Here is a 13,850-nt window from a genome sequence, read left to right as displayed (position 1 = left end):
ACCCCGCACCCCTAGCCGTCACACCACATGGGTCAGGCCGGGCACCGAGCGCACGAGCAGGTTCACAGGTTCCGCACCGACGGTCTCGCAGGCATAGGCCACGGTCTCGCGGACGGCCAATTGCACCTGCGGCATGGTGAGCCCATGGGCCATCATGCGGTCGGCGACCTGCATCAGACGCGCCATGCCGCCGAAATGCCGCTCGGACTGGGCGGTGGCGTCCTCGCGCGGCGCGGCGTCGGCGAGCGCCTTAGCCCAGGGGTGGGTTTCGTAGAGGGGCGCCATGGCGCTGGCCGGCGCCTCGCGCGCGAGAAACTGGATGACGATGGCAACCAGGGCCTCGGCCGTCGGGCCATTCACTTCGACACGCTCGGTCAGACGCTCAATCAACTCGTCCATGCCATCTCCTTGCGCCGCATCGCAGGCGAGACTGGCGTGAGATTGCCGGGCATGGCGCACTTTCGCAAGCGTGGCCGGCCGCGACCGCCGAACGGCGCCCTCAAGCGTGAGCGGTGCTGCAACGGACTTGCCCGCATCCCGAAGGCGGGCGAAAACTCCCCGATGCCGCGGCCGGACCCGAACGCGCGATTCGGCTGGACCACGTGCCGCGAGTGAGGACACCGCCATGGTCAAGAGCCCAGGGACGAATTCCGGGACGAGCCCTGAACAGAGCGCCCCGGCCGGTGCCGCGCCGCCGGCCGGCCCCTGGAGCCGCACGTCAGTTCCGAGAACCTCGTCCGCAGCGCCGTCCGGCGGGCGGGCGCCGGCGCCCGAATCCGACGGCCGCATCCTCGTGGGACGTAGCTTCCTCGGCCAGTCAGAGGCGGCGGCGACCCACGCCAAGTCCAAGGACGAATATCTCACCCTGCGCCTCGCCAACCGCCACGGCCTCGTTACCGGCGCCACCGGCACCGGCAAGACGGTGACGCTGCAGGTGCTGGCGGAGGGCTTCTCGCGGGCCGGCGTGCCGGTGTTCGCCGCCGACATCAAGGGCGACCTCTCCGGCGTTGCCGCCCAAGGCGAGGCCAAGGACTTCCTGCTGAAGCGCGCCGAAGAGGTGGGCATCACCTACACGCCCGACAGCTTCCCGGTGATCTTCTGGGACATGTTCGGCGAGCAGGGCCACCCGGTGCGCGCCACCATCTCCGAGATGGGGCCTTTGTTGCTCGCCCGCCTGATGGGCCTGAATGACACGCAGGAAGGCGTGCTCAACATCGTCTTCCGTATCGCCGACGAGCAGGGCCTACTGCTGCTCGATCTGAAGGACCTTCGGGCGATGCTGGCCCACGTCTCCGCCAATGCGGCGACCCTGACGGCCACCTACGGCAACGTCTCGGCGCAGAGCGTCGGTGCCATCCAGCGCCAGCTCCTCGTGCTGGAGAACCAGGGTGCGGACAAGTTCTTCGGCGAGCCGGCGCTCGACATCGCCGACATCATGCGGGTGGACCGCTCCGGCTACGGCACCATCAACATCCTCGCCGCCGACAAGCTGATGGGCTCGCCGCGCCTCTATGCCTGCTTCCTGCTCTGGCTGCTCTCGGAGCTGTTCGAGCGCTTGCCCGAGGTAGGCGACCCGGACAAGCCCAAGCTCGTCTTCTTCTTCGACGAGGCCCACCTCCTCTTCAACGAGGCGCCCAAGGCGCTGCTGGAGAAGGTGGAGCAGGTGGTGCGGCTCATCCGCTCCAAGGGCGTCGGGGTCTATTTCGTTACCCAGAACCCGCTCGACGTGCCGGAGACGGTTCTCGCCCAGCTCGGCAACCGGGTGCAGCACGCGCTGCGCGCCTTTACGCCTCGTGACCAGAAGGCCGTAAAGGCCGCCGCCGAGACCTTCCGGCCCAATCCGGACCTGGACACGGCCAAGGCCATCATGGAGCTGGGCAAGGGCGAGGCGCTGGTGTCCATGCTGGAAGGCAACGGCATTCCCTCCATGGTCGAGCGCACGCTCATCCGGCCGCCCTCCGGCCGCATCGGGCCGCTCACACCCGCCGAGCGCGCGGCCATTCTGGCGAAAAGCCCGGTCGGGCACCTCTACGACACGCCGGTGGATCGCGAATCGGCCTTCGAGATGCTGCAGGCGCGGACCGAGGAAAAGACCCAGCCGGAGCCGGAGGACGCCGCGCCGTCCTCGGGCGGCGGCAGCATTCTCGACAGCATCCTGGGCGGCGTCCTGGGAACCGCCACGGGTGCGCCGACGCCGCGCGTCCCCTCCCCCACCGGGCGAACCGCCGGTACCGGCTCCACCGGCACCCGGCCCAGCACGCGCATGTCCACCACCGAAGTGGTAGTGCGGCAAGTGGCGCGTTCGGTGGCGACTCAGGTCGGCTCCCAGCTGGGAAAAGCCATCCTGAGAGGCATTCTGGGCAGCATCAGCAAACGGTGACGGGCGGGTGATGGCCTCTGCGCCGGGCCGATCCGGCCGCAGCACGGCTCAAGGTGCTGTCGCACCGTCCGTCGGTACCTAACGGCAGCGTGGCCGCGATCGCGGCGGTCCGGCAGGGCAGCTCAACGGTCGCGGTGTCGAAAGTGTTGCGTCAGAAGACTCCTAGCGGTAGTGTCATAGAGTGTCGGCGGGATTGCGGGGTCGCGTCGGCAGGGATGCTCACCACGCGTGCCCGAGCCTTCTTCCCGTGCGGATGGGGACCGAGGCGCGCCATGACCTGGAGCGCCTCATGAAGGTGTTACCCACTGCCCGCATCGTCCTCCTTGATGCCAATATGGAACGTCGCCAGGCGACGCGCCTCGCTCTGTCCGCCCTTGGGGTCGGATCCGTGCGCGAGGTCGCGTCCATCGACGAAGTGACCGATCCTTCCGCCCAGGGCACCGCCGATGTGCTCGTGGTGCAGGTGGACGATCCCGAGGATGCCCCCACCAATCCCTTCCGCTTCGGTGCCGGCATTCCTGCCGTGCTCGTTGCCGAAGTTCCGGCGCAGCAGCTCGTGCGCATCGCCGGCCGGACCGGCTATGACGCCGCGCTCGGCACGCCCGTCGCCCCGCGGCTGCTCTATCGCCGCATCGGCTCGGTCCTCCAGCGCGCGCGCCGTCTAGGGCGCCCGGCTTCTGCAGTGATCGCCACGCCCGCCGATCTCGTCACCGCCAGCTGATCCGGCGCCTGACCGTCTGGCACCTTGCCAGACGGTCCCGCTACCGCCAGCATCCCAGCGATTCCGGGTCCATCGCGGCCCGTGACAGAGGTTGCGCTGGCGGAGGGCGAGATGGCGGCAACGGAACTTGATCCGGTTCTGAAGGCGGTGGATGCGGGACTCGACGGGGCGCTGGAGCGTCTGTTCGACTTCCTCAGGATCCCGTCCATCTCCACCGACCCCGCCCACGCGGCTGCCTGCCGGAGCGCCGCGGACTGGGTGGCGGGAGAGCTTGAGGCCCTCGGCTTCACCGCCGTCGTCCATCCCACCGCCGGCCATCCGGTGGTGGTCGCCCGCACAGACACCGGTGCATCGCGGCGCGTGCTGTTCTACGGCCATTACGACGTGCAGCCGGTGGACCCGCTGAACCTGTGGGAAACACCTCCGTTCGAGCCGCGCCTCGGCACCACGCCGGACGGGCGGCGCACCATCGTCGGCCGCGGCGCCTGCGACGACAAAGGGCAGGTGCTGACCTTCCTCGAGGCGCTCCGGGCGTTCCGATCGACCCGCGGCGCGTTGCCGGTGGATGTCACCGTTCTGCTGGAAGGCGAGGAGGAATGCGGCTCGCCCAACCTCCCCGGCTTCCTCGCCGCCCATGCGGGCGAGCTTTCGGCCGATCTCGCGCTCGTTTGCGACACCGGCATGTGGGACCAGCGCACCCCCTCCATCACCAGCTCGCTCCGCGGCATCCTGCACACCGAGCTGACCATCGAGGGTGCCGACCGCGACCTGCATTCCGGCCTGTTCGGCGGCGCCGCGCGCAACCCCATCCATGTGCTGGCCGCCATCCTCGCCGACGCCCATGACGCCGACGGCCGGGTGACGCTGCCCGGCTTCTACGACGATGTGCGCGAACCGCCCGCCGAGGTGCGCGCCCGCTGGCAGGAACTGGGGCTCACCGCCGAAGCCTTCCTGAAGCCCGTGGGCCTTTCCGTCTCCGCCGGCGAGAGCGACCGGCTGGTGATCGAGCAGATCCAGTCGCGGCCGACCTTCGAGGTCAACGGTATGTTCGGCGGCTATACCGGAGCCGGCACCAAGACCATCATCCCGGCGCGGGCGACCGCCAAGATCTCCTTCCGCCTCGTGGCGGACCAGGACCCGGCCAAGCTGCGGGCCGGCTTCGAAACCTTCGTGGCGGCGCGCGTGCCGGCCGATTGCCGGGCCGTCTTCCACTGGGGCGAGGGCGCCCGCGCCTTCCTCGTGCCGCCGGAGAGCCCGGACCTCGGCCACGCCGCCGGGGCACTTGAGGCGGAGTGGGGTGTCGCTCCGGTCACCATCGGCTCGGGCGGCTCCATCCCCGTGGTGGGCCAGTTCAAGGACCGGCTGGGGGTGGACACGCTGCTGATCGGCTTCGCCCTGGACGATGATCGCGTCCACTCGCCCAACGAGAAGTACGACCTCACGTCGTTCCACAAGGGCACGCGAAGCTGGGTGCGGATTCTCGACGCGCTCGCGCAGCGGTGAGCTGACGTAACGCCAAGACTTTTTCGCGTCGTGCAATCGTGCGAGGAAGGGCACGATACGTCAGCGACGGAACCTGCCATGGCCTCTCCCCCCTCCACCATCGACACGCAGGGCCTCGTCTCGGCGTGGTGGTTCGACGGCAAAGGGGGCGCCGGGCGCATCAAGCCGGAGGAGGCCGTGTCGGCCACCGCCCCCGACGGCGGCTTCATCTGGCTGCATTTTCGCCATCTGCCCCGGATGTCGCAAACCTGGCTGCGGCAGGATGTCGGTCTCGACGCACCGGCGCTGGAGAGCATGGCGGAGGACCAGTGCCGCCCGCGCTGCGTGATGTTCGCCGATGGTGCCCTGCTCTCCCTGCGCGGCATCAACCTGCAGCGAAACGCGCTGCCGGAGGAGCTCATCACCGTCCACCTGTGGGTGGACGCCCGCCGCATCGTCTCGGTGCAGCACGATTTCCTCTCGGCCATCGCCGACTTCGAGGATGCGCTCGGCCGCGGCCGTTGCCCGCGCTCCCAGGGTGAGTTCGTGGCGGATCTCTCCATGCGCCTCGTGGAACGGGTGGATGCGGTGGTGACGACGTTGATCGAGGAGGCCGACGAACTTGAGGACGCCGTCCTCATCACGGAGACGTCCGAGCTTCTGCCCAAGCTCGCCGTGCTGCGCCGGGTGGCCATCAAGCTGCGCCGCCACATCGCGCCCCAGCGCGAGGCGCTCAATCACTTCGCGCTGGAAGACGACCCCTGGATGGGACCCAAGGACAGAAACCGCCTGCGCGATGCCGCCGACCGCGTCGCCCGCTTCTCCGAGGAGCTGGACAGCGTGCGCGAGCGCGCCGCCGTCATCCGTGACCAGATGGTGGATGCGCGCGCCGAGCAGATGAACAAGTCCATGCTGGTGCTCGCCGTGGTCACGGTGGTGTTCGCACCCATGACGCTCATCTCGGGCATGTTCGGCATGAATGTGGGCGGCATTCCCGGCAGCAGCGATCCCGCCGCCTTCTGGGCGCTCAGCGTGTTCCTGCTGCTGCTCGGCTTCATCCTCCTGTGGAGCTTCCGCCGGCTGAGATGGATCTGATCTTCCTCTAGGTCATGCAAAGTTCGCGGGGCTGTCGCCGCTGCGTCAAGGATGATGCCGCAGATGCGGTGCGCACGGACCTTTGGAGGTTTCCCATGCGCACCCTGAAATGCTTTGCCCTCGCGCTGCTCGCCGGAGCCGCGTTTGTTTCGCCGGCTCTTTCCCAGGATAAGTCCAGCCAGGACAAGGCCGCGGAAGGCTCCGCCTTCCCGGCCGTCCTCGCCGGCCACGTGGTCCTGCCGGCCGCGACCTTCGTCCCCGCCCCCGCCGACGCGCCGGATGCGCTCAAGACGTCGGGCAAGTTCACCGGCGCCAATCGCGTGCGCATTGATGCCATCGGCAGCGTGAAGGGCGTGAGCGTCCTGTCCAACGCGTCCGCCCCGCGCGAGACCGGCCTTTCCCTGCCGTTCGAGGGGCAGCCGGTGCAGGGCTTCTCCGGCATCGTCTCCGAGGGCGACGGGAATTTCCTCGTCCTCACCGACAACGGCTTCGGCTCCAAGGCCAACTCGCCGGACGCCATGCTGACCGCCCACCGGCTGAAGATGGACTTCAAGGCCGGCACCATCGAGCGCCTGAAGACCATCTTCATCAGCGACCCGGACCGCAAGGTGCCCTACCCGATCACGATGGAAGGCACCGCCACGCGCTACCTAACCGGCTCGGACTTCGATCTCGAATCGATCCAGCGCGTGGGTGACAGCCTGTGGTTCGGCGACGAGTTCGGCCCCTTCCTCATCGAGACCGACCTCGACGGGAAGGTGAAGGCGGTGTTCGAGACCAAGGTGGACGGCAAGGTGGTGCGCTCACCCGATCACCCGGCCGTCACCACGCCCGGCGCGCCGGACGGCAAGGTGGCGTTCAACGTCTATCGCTCCAAGGGCTTCGAGGGCATGGCGCTCTCCCCGGACAAGACGAAGCTCTACGCCCTGCTCGAAGGCCCGCTGTTCGATGCGGCCGCCGGCGGCAAGGAGAAGGTGGGCGAGGCCGAGGTGCTGCGCATCGTCGAGTTCGATCTCGGCAAGCGCGAATGGACCGGCCGCTCGTGGAAGTATCCGCTGGCGGTGGCGGGCAATGCCATCGGCGACTTCAACATGATCGACGACACCCACGGCCTCGTCATCGAGCGCGACAGCCTGGAAGGCTCCCGCTTCAAGGCCTGCCCCGCCGGCAAGGCCGAGCCGAGCTGCTTCGACAAGCCGGCCCAGTTCAAGCGCGTCTACAAGATCGCCTTCTCGCCCGAGACCGTCGGCCAGACGGTGCGCAAGGTCGGCTATATCGACCTCCTCGCCATCAAGGATCCGAACGGCAAGGCGAAGCAGGGTGGCACCGAAGGCGTTCTCGACCTGCCCTTCTTCACCATCGAGGACGTGGTGATGGTGAGCCCCACCGAGATCGTGGTGGGCAACGACAACAACCTGCCCTACTCGGCCGGCCGCAGCCCGCAGAAGAACGACGACAATGAGTTCGTCCTCCTCAGCGTGCCGGATCTGCTCGGCGCCAAGTGAGCCTGGAGGGCCGCGCACGAAAGCAAAAGGCCGGGCGAGAGCCCGGCCTTTTCGATTCGCGGATGGCGGATCGCGTGGGGTGGATCGGCCTATTGGCCGGCCGCGAAGACGCTCGGGAAGGGCCGGCCGCGCACGTCGTAGACGGTGGCGTAGGTGACGCCCTCGCGCTCGACCTTGACCAGCAGCGGCGCCTTCACGTCGGCGCAGTAGAACTCGCCGAGACGCATATAGAAGTCCGCGTTCTTGCTGTCGTACGTCGTCTCATAGCGCGGACCGAGTTCCGCGGCGGCGGCGAAGTGCGGGCCACAGACGGCCACGCGCAGCTTGCGCCCCTGCGGCAGCGTGCGCCGGTGCTGTTCCACATATTCGTCCAGCTCCTCCGTGGCCTGCTTGAAGGCAAGGCCCCAGTAATCGAGCATGAAGAGGTCGTCCGCGCCCTTGATGCCGCCGACGAAATGGTTGTAGTAGGTATATTCGTAAGGGTGCAGGTTGTGGAAATCAACCGCCGGCACCGCGAGACCCACCGCGAACGTTGCCGCCACGGCGCCCCGGGCGAGGCGCGGAAGCCCCTGCGCCTTCTGCCACAGCCAGGATGCGGCGTAGCCGCCGAGCAGCGCCAGGGCAGGAGTGACGAACACGAAGTGGCGGATGCCGTTGTACATCACCGGGCGGGTGATGACGGTCAGAAGCACCGGGAAGGCCGCCGCAGTCACGATGAGCACCAGCCGGGCGCGCTTCGCCGGCGTATCCTTGCCCACGAACGCCGAGACAATCGCCCCCGCCGCGCCGCCCACCGCAAGGCCGAGGAACAGCTCGGGCATCTGCACGGAGAAGAGCGTCGGCACATAGGTGCGCGGCATGTCCGGCACCAGGATGGGCCGGCCCTCGAACATCTCGCGCCAGGGCACTTCCCAGAAGTGGGAATAGTACTTCAGGGCCACGAGCGGATTGAGCGGTTCCGCGACGCCCCAGGGCCACACGATGCCCAGCACGAAATAAGCGAGCGGCAGCCCCAGCATCAGCAGGCCGGTGAAGCGCAGGGTGCGCAGCAGCGCCGGCTTGATCCCGAGGCGCACGCATTCCACAGCCAGCACAAAGGCGATGGCCGCCGCCAGATACACGCCGCAGAGCAGCCCGAGGACGCGCGTACCGATGGCCAGGCCCAGGAACAGGCCGAAGAGCGTCACCGTGCGCGGCGAAGGCTGCGGGAATTCATCGAACGCGCGGATACAGGCATAGAGCACGCCGGCCACCGCGACGGCGAAGGGCGCGTCCTTCGCATTCATGAACATGTGCCCGTAATAGAGCGGGCAGATCATCAGCAGCGCGACGGCGGCAACGCCGCCCCAGGGCCCGGCGAGCCGCCGGCCGGCCCGCCACACCAGCACGAAGCCGATGACGCCGACGAGGCCCCCCAGAAGCCGGCGGATGTCGAAGACATCGACGAAGGGCAGCGCCTTGGCGATGGCCGCTGCGGCGAGGTCGAACCCGCCGCCGTAGTAATAGAGGTTGACGAAGGAAAAGACCTTCCGGTGCGTCAGCCCTGACGAGAAATAGGAATAGAGCAGATCGCCATACTGGGAGTGGGTGAAGTCATCCCAGCCGAGGCCGTAATCGGAGAAGGTGAGCGCGGCGATGACCGCCACACCGGCGATCAGCACAAGGGCGCAGGCGTCCGCAATCGCGCCCGGCCGACGTTCGATATCGAGGAACGACATTGATGGAGGATCCCGAACCCAACTCCTGTCGCGCCGATTCCAGGATCGCTCCCGGGCCCCCAGCGCGATACGCCACCATAATACCGCAGATGGCTACGCGGATCACAGCTAAGATGGAGTAGAGGAGGATCGCAACAAAATTATGCTGTAGGTTGCAAAAAATTAAGGCAGCTTCGGGAGCAATTGCGGCAGCGTCGCTGACCAATGGTAAGGTTAAGCGGCTAAATGTTCTTGGGGGGCAGAGTCGATCACTGGCGGGAAAAGAAAAACGCAGCCGCCGCGTCTTAGATGGGCATTTGCGCGCCGGAGTTGCATCCAGGCATTCGCCCCCGCCCCGCATACCCCATGCGGGCCCGCGCGCTCCAAGGAGGCGCAGGCCCGGGAGGGAAACCGTCAGACGGCCTTGCCGTAAAGCTCGGCCACGTAGTCCCAGTTGATCAGGTGGTCGACGAACGCCTTCAGGTAGTCGGGGCGACGGTTGCGGTAGTCGATGTAGTAGGAGTGCTCCCACACGTCGACGCCGAGAATCGGGGTCGCGCCCTGCACCAGCGGGTTCTCGCCATTGGCGCTCTTCAGCACGACGAGCTTGCCGTCCTTGAGCGCGAGCCAGGCCCAGCCCGAGCCGAACTGGCCGACACCGGCGGCGATGAAGTCCTCCTTGAACTTCTCGACCGAGCCGATGTCCTCGATGATCTTCTTCTCGATCTCACCGGGGATGGGGCCGCCGCCGTTGGGCTTCATCCAATTCCAGAAATGGAGGTGGTTGTAGTGCTGGCCGGCATTGTTGAAGAGCGGGGCGTTCTTGCCGAACGAGCCCACGACGATCTCCTCAAGGGTTTTCCCTTCAAATTCAGTTCCCTTTAGGAGATTGTTGCCATTGTTGACATAAGCGAGATGGTGCTTGTCGTGATGGTATTCCAGCGTTTCGCGCGACATGTACGGCGCAAGCGCGTCATAGGCATAGGGCAGGTCGGGCAGCGTGAAGGACATGAAACATCTCCGCAATCTATCCGGCATTTCGCCCGGGGCGAAATCGCTGCCCCGGTGCCATACCGGGTATACGACATGTCCGAGCGTGGACCTAGATAGGGTCGTGCTCGCCATCAAACAACCTTGAAGCGGCCGATTTTCGCGCCGAGGTACCACCTTTGATTAGACCGGCTGAGGCCGGCATGCGGAAGCGGGGTGCGAGATGTGGTGGTTCCTGGTCCTTCTCGGCGTTCTTATCGCTCTGGCCGGGCTTGCGGTCATCGGCCTCGGGGTGACGATCTACGTCTCGGCCTTCGGCAATACCCTCATCACCACCGGCGCCGTCGCCGCCTCGGGTGGCTTTGTCATTACCGCCATGGGGCTGGTGCTGCGCCAGCTGGACCGGCTGACCCGGCAGATCGAGCGCTCCTATCCGGCCGGTGAGGCCGAGGCCGAGGAAGCCGCAGCGCAGCCGGCGGCCCGTTCCGCCCGCGCCGGCCGCAGCGCAACGCCGCGCCTCTCCGTGGATGATCTGCTCTCCCCCGAGGAGGCGGACGCCGAGGCCGCAGCGCCTCCGGCCCGAGACCGCGCAACCGAACGGCCGCAGGAGCGTCCGCAAGAGCGCGCTCCCGAGCGCCAGCAAGAGCGCCAACCCGAACGCCAAACTGACCGCCCGCCCGCGCCGCGCCGACCCGCCGGCCCCTCCCCGCTGCTGCCTCCCCCCGAGGCCGGCCAGCCGGCCGACCCGATGGTCGAGGCCCGCCGCCAGCGGCTTCAGCGCGGTCCCGAGCCCGCCCCCGAGGCGCCGGCCGCCCCGCCTGCGCCGCCCCGTCCGCGCACCGGCTATGAGCCGCCCCCCCGCCCGGCCCGCGCCGCCCCCGAGACGCCGCCCCCGGTGCCCGCGCCGGCTCCCGCCCGCGAGCCCGACGAACCGCGCATCCTGAAGTCCGGCATCGTCGGCGGCATGGCCTACACCCTCTATTCCGACGGCTCGATCCAGGCCGAGCTGCCCACCGGCGTGGTCCGCTTCGCCTCGCTTCAAGAACTGCGCGACCACGTGGCCCAGGCCCAGCAGGGCGGCTGAGCGGCACCCGTCGCCCCGCCGGGCGGCGGAGCGGATTTGCCGGATCGGGACGCCCGCTCTATTGAGCGGCAGCGTTCCCCGCCCGGCGAAGCCGGCGCCCAGAGGTCATTCCGTCCGATGTTCCCGCAAGATACCGGCTCGCCCTTCGACGACATCCGCCAGCTCGTCGCCACCCTGCCCGGCCCCAACGAGGGCGCCCGCGAAGCGGCGATCGCCCGGCAGGAACAGCTGGTGAAGCCGCCGGGCGCTTTGGGGCGGCTCGAAGCCATCGCCGCCCATCTCTCCGCCTGGCAGGGCAATTCCATGCCCACGGTCAATCGCCCCATGGTCGCGGTGTTCGCCGCGACCCACGGCGTGGCCGACCGCGGCGTCTCGCCCTATCCCGGCGCCGTGACCAAGCAGATGATGGCCACCTTCACCGCCGGCAAGGCGGCGGTGAACCAGATCTGCGCCACCTTCGACGCCGGATTGCGGGTGTTCGACCTCGCGCTCGACTATCCGACCCCCGACATCACCACGAACGCCGCCCTCGACGAGAAGGCCTGCGCCGCCACCATGGCCTTCGGCATGGAGGCCATTGCCGGCGGCTCGGATCTGCTCTGCCTCGGCGAGATGGGCATCGGCAACACCACGGTCGCCGCCGCGATCTGCCACGGCCTTTATGGCGGCACGGCGGAGGAATGGGTGGGTGCCGGCACCGGCGCCTCCGGCGAGGTGCTGGAGCGCAAAATCGCCGCCGTACGCGACGCTGTCGCCTTCCACAAGGATCATCTCTCCGATCCGCTGGAAGTGTTGCGCCGCCTCGGCGGGCGGGAGATCGCCGCCATCGCCGGCGCCATCATCGCCGCGCGGCACGAGAAGGTGCCTGTGGTGCTGGACGGCTTTGTGGTGACGGCAGCTGCTGCCGTGCTCCACGCCCTGAACCCATCCGCCCTCGACCATTGCCTCGCCGGCCATGTCTCGGCGGAGAAGGCCCATCGCCAGTTGCTGGACCGGCTCGGCCTCGTGCCCCTCCTCGATCTCGGCATGCGGCTGGGCGAAGGCTCGGGCGCCGCGCTCTCCATCGGCGTGGTGAAGGCCGCCGTGGCGTGCCATCGCGGCATGGCGACCTTCGCCGAGGCCGGCGTCTCAGAGGGTTGAACTCAGGCCCCGCGCAAGGTCCGGGCGGGCGGGAACGTCACGCGCGCCCGCGTTCCGCCTCCGGCGCGGCGAGAAAGCTCAAGCTCCCCGCCATGCAGGGCGGCGAGCCCCCGGGCGATGGCGAGGCCAAGGCCCGCGCCACGGCCGGTCGCGAGATCGAGCCGGCTCTCGCGGGCATGGGCGCCGCCCAGCGGCAGCTCACTGTCGGCTATGCCCGGTCCGCTGTCCTCGACGAGGAGGACGGCGCCGCCCTTTGCGTCGACGGCCGCGACGAGCCGCACCTGCCCCTCCAGGGGCGTGAATTTCACCGCATTTGCCAAGAGGTTGAGGGCGATCTGCCGGATCGCCCGCTCATCGCCCCACAGCCGGGGCGTGCCAAGCCGTTCCAGGGAAAGACTGAGGCGCCGCTCGGCCGCGAGGGGGCGCATCATCGCCAGGCAGTCTTCGGCCAGCACATCGAGCCGCACCGGGGTCTCCACCAGCGTGCGGTGCCCGCTCTCGATGCGCGCGAGGTCGAGTAGGTCGTCGGCGAGCGCCAGCAGGTGCCGGCCGGCGCCGTGGATGTCGCGGGCATAGCCGGCATAGGCGGGCACCCGGTGTGGGCCGAGCACCTCCTCGGCCATCATCTCGGAAAAGCCCATCACGGTGTTGAGCGGGGTGCGCAGCTCGTGGCTCATCTCGGCGAGAAAGCGAGATTTCGCAAGGCTTTCCGCCACCACCCGCCGGCTTTCCGCTTCGGCGGCCTCAGCCCGTGCCTCGGCGGCTGCCCGCTCCGCATCGAGGCGCCGGACATGCTTGGCCACGCGCATGAAGGCGAAGGCCGCGCCTGCGGCGCCCAGGATCGCACCCGCAAGCCCCGCGGCAAGGCCACCCGCCAGAGCGAGACCACCAGAGGCGAGGATCGCCAGCAGGATCAAGGCCTTGGACGTGACCGTCGGCGCGGCGAATCCCTCCCCCGCTTGCGCCGGCTCCGGTTGGGAGGCCGCGGCGTTGCCGAGCGGGAGGCAGAGGGGGCCGGACATGCGGCGGGAGCCCTTCGCGGTCGGAGTGTCGGTGGAATCGACGACCCTGCGTGACGTCACCTTGGTCCCGACTCCTGCGGCAGGTAGGTTAACGATTGGTTAACGCCCCCGCCCCATCCTCCCGGCCAACCGTGCGACGCCCATCGCGCAACCGAGGTCGGATCACCCAACCCCATGCGTTTGTTTGATATTCTGCGCGCCATCGCCATCCTCGTCGTGCTCGCCGCCGCCGTGGAAATGCTCTCGCGCGCCGAGCATCTGGAGGGGCGTGCCGAGGCCGTGGACGGGGACACGCTGGACATTGCCGGCACCCACGTCCGCCTCGCCGGCATCGACGCGCCGGAGCTGCGCCAGACCTGCGAGAGGGACGGCCGCCCGTGGCGCTGCGGGGAGGTGGCGCGGGCTGCGCTCGACGAGGCGCTCGCCGGCGGCCCGGTGTCCTGCCGGGCCGAGAAGCGCGACAAATACAGGCGGCCATTGGGTTTCTGCACTATCGGCGGCACCGACATCGCCGCGCTGATGGTCCAGAAAGGACTGGCCGTCGCCTATCTGGGCAAGGCCTACCAAGGCGAGGAGGCGGAGGCCCAGGCGGCGCGGCGGGGCCTGTGGGCGGGCAGCTTCCAGCCTCCCGCGGACTACCGGGCCGCGCATCCGCGTACGCCCTGATCGCGGAACGGGCGGAGGGAACGGGCGGACCTTGCGCGGTCGCCGCAGGCATGGTTTTTCGCTGGCCA

At 68.7% G+C, this 13,850-nt stretch carries 12 protein-coding genes; 8 read left to right on the top strand and 4 right to left on the bottom strand.

What is annotated here, in order from left to right:
* Window positions 1-18: 18 nt before the first annotated feature.
* On the bottom strand, window positions 19-399 hold the full coding sequence (locus EJ105_RS09845) for a hypothetical protein (RefSeq protein WP_250166183.1): 381 nt from the start codon (window positions 397-399) through the stop codon (window positions 19-21).
* A 394-nt stretch (window positions 400-793) separates the two neighbouring features.
* Here EJ105_RS09845 and EJ105_RS09840 point away from each other — a divergent pair, with 394 nt between their 5' ends.
* From EJ105_RS09840 to EJ105_RS09820, 5 genes are all read left to right on the top strand, one after another.
* On the top strand, window positions 794-2,380 hold the full coding sequence (locus EJ105_RS09840) for a helicase HerA-like C-terminal domain-containing protein (protein WP_347881308.1): 1,587 nt from the start codon (window positions 794-796) through the stop codon (window positions 2,378-2,380).
* A gap of 289 nt (window positions 2,381-2,669) precedes the next feature.
* Window positions 2,670-3,101, top strand: coding sequence for an ANTAR domain-containing protein (locus EJ105_RS09835; RefSeq protein WP_156026210.1), 432 nt, complete (start codon window positions 2,670-2,672; stop codon window positions 3,099-3,101).
* Window positions 3,102-3,212: 111 nt separating this feature from the next.
* On the top strand, window positions 3,213-4,604 hold the full coding sequence (locus EJ105_RS09830) for a M20/M25/M40 family metallo-hydrolase (RefSeq protein WP_250166182.1): 1,392 nt from the start codon (window positions 3,213-3,215) through the stop codon (window positions 4,602-4,604).
* A 78-nt stretch (window positions 4,605-4,682) separates the two neighbouring features.
* The gene (locus tag EJ105_RS09825; protein WP_250166181.1) at window positions 4,683-5,678 is read left to right on the top strand and encodes a zinc transporter ZntB; all 996 of its coding nucleotides are present in this window, start codon (window positions 4,683-4,685) and stop codon (window positions 5,676-5,678) included.
* Window positions 5,679-5,773: 95 nt separating this feature from the next.
* On the top strand, window positions 5,774-7,183 hold the full coding sequence (locus tag EJ105_RS09820) for an esterase-like activity of phytase family protein (RefSeq protein WP_250166180.1): 1,410 nt from the start codon (window positions 5,774-5,776) through the stop codon (window positions 7,181-7,183).
* Between the two features lie 89 nt (window positions 7,184-7,272).
* On the opposite strand, the gene EJ105_RS09815 is transcribed toward EJ105_RS09820, so the two are convergent.
* Together EJ105_RS09815 and EJ105_RS09810 are read right to left on the bottom strand one after the other, a co-directional pair.
* A complete protein-coding gene (locus tag EJ105_RS09815; RefSeq protein ID WP_250166179.1) occupies window positions 7,273-8,901 on the bottom strand; it encodes a glycosyltransferase family 39 protein in 1,629 nt (542 codons plus the stop codon).
* A 393-nt stretch (window positions 8,902-9,294) separates the two neighbouring features.
* Window positions 9,295-9,891, bottom strand: coding sequence for a superoxide dismutase (locus EJ105_RS09810; RefSeq protein ID WP_024277967.1), 597 nt, complete (start codon window positions 9,889-9,891; stop codon window positions 9,295-9,297).
* 202 nt (window positions 9,892-10,093) lie between these two features.
* On the opposite strand from EJ105_RS09810, the gene EJ105_RS09805 reads away from it, so the two are divergent.
* Both EJ105_RS09805 and cobT read left to right on the top strand, forming a co-directional pair.
* The gene (locus EJ105_RS09805) at window positions 10,094-10,954 is read left to right on the top strand and encodes a hypothetical protein (protein ID WP_250166178.1); all 861 of its coding nucleotides are present in this window, start codon (window positions 10,094-10,096) and stop codon (window positions 10,952-10,954) included.
* Window positions 10,955-11,071: 117 nt separating this feature from the next.
* Window positions 11,072-12,094: a nicotinate-nucleotide--dimethylbenzimidazole phosphoribosyltransferase gene (gene cobT, locus EJ105_RS09800; RefSeq protein WP_250166177.1), complete on the top strand. Its 1,023-nt coding sequence runs from the start codon at window positions 11,072-11,074 to the stop codon at window positions 12,092-12,094.
* 2 nt (window positions 12,095-12,096) lie between these two features.
* Here the strand turns inward: cobT and EJ105_RS09795 are convergent, their stop codons facing one another.
* Window positions 12,097-13,176, bottom strand: a complete 1,080-nt coding sequence (locus tag EJ105_RS09795; RefSeq protein WP_250166176.1) for a sensor histidine kinase — start codon at window positions 13,174-13,176, stop codon at window positions 12,097-12,099.
* Window positions 13,177-13,290: 114 nt separating this feature from the next.
* Between EJ105_RS09795 and EJ105_RS09790 the strand changes: the two genes are divergently transcribed.
* Window positions 13,291-13,782, top strand: a complete 492-nt coding sequence (locus EJ105_RS09790) for a thermonuclease family protein (protein ID WP_250166175.1) — start codon at window positions 13,291-13,293, stop codon at window positions 13,780-13,782.
* Window positions 13,783-13,850: the final 68 nt, after the last annotated feature.

The sequence above is a fragment of the Xanthobacter aminoxidans genome (assembly GCF_023571765.1).
Taxonomy (GTDB): Bacteria; Pseudomonadota; Alphaproteobacteria; order Rhizobiales; family Xanthobacteraceae; genus Xanthobacter; species Xanthobacter aminoxidans.
This window is presented reverse-complemented; position numbering and strand designations above follow the sequence as displayed.

Excerpts from the sequence above, each read along its gene's own strand:
- EJ105_RS09845 (WP_250166183.1), bottom strand. The coding sequence starts at position 399 with ATGGACGAGTTGATTGAGCGTCTGACCGAGCGTGTCGAAGTGAATGGC.
- EJ105_RS09835 (WP_156026210.1), top strand. The coding sequence starts at position 2,670 with ATGAAGGTGTTACCCACTGCCCGCATCGTCCTCCTTGATGCCAATATG.
- EJ105_RS09830 (WP_250166182.1), top strand. The coding sequence starts at position 3,213 with ATGGCGGCAACGGAACTTGATCCGGTTCTGAAGGCGGTGGATGCGGGA.
- EJ105_RS09825 (WP_250166181.1), top strand. The coding sequence starts at position 4,683 with ATGGCCTCTCCCCCCTCCACCATCGACACGCAGGGCCTCGTCTCGGCG.
- EJ105_RS09820 (WP_250166180.1), top strand. The coding sequence starts at position 5,774 with ATGCGCACCCTGAAATGCTTTGCCCTCGCGCTGCTCGCCGGAGCCGCG.
- EJ105_RS09815 (WP_250166179.1), bottom strand. The coding sequence starts at position 8,901 with ATGTCGTTCCTCGATATCGAACGTCGGCCGGGCGCGATTGCGGACGCC.
- EJ105_RS09810 (WP_024277967.1), bottom strand. The coding sequence starts at position 9,891 with ATGTCCTTCACGCTGCCCGACCTGCCCTATGCCTATGACGCGCTTGCG.
- EJ105_RS09805 (WP_250166178.1), top strand. The coding sequence starts at position 10,094 with ATGTGGTGGTTCCTGGTCCTTCTCGGCGTTCTTATCGCTCTGGCCGGG.
- cobT (WP_250166177.1), top strand. The coding sequence starts at position 11,072 with ATGTTCCCGCAAGATACCGGCTCGCCCTTCGACGACATCCGCCAGCTC.
- EJ105_RS09790 (WP_250166175.1), top strand. The coding sequence starts at position 13,291 with ATGCGTTTGTTTGATATTCTGCGCGCCATCGCCATCCTCGTCGTGCTC.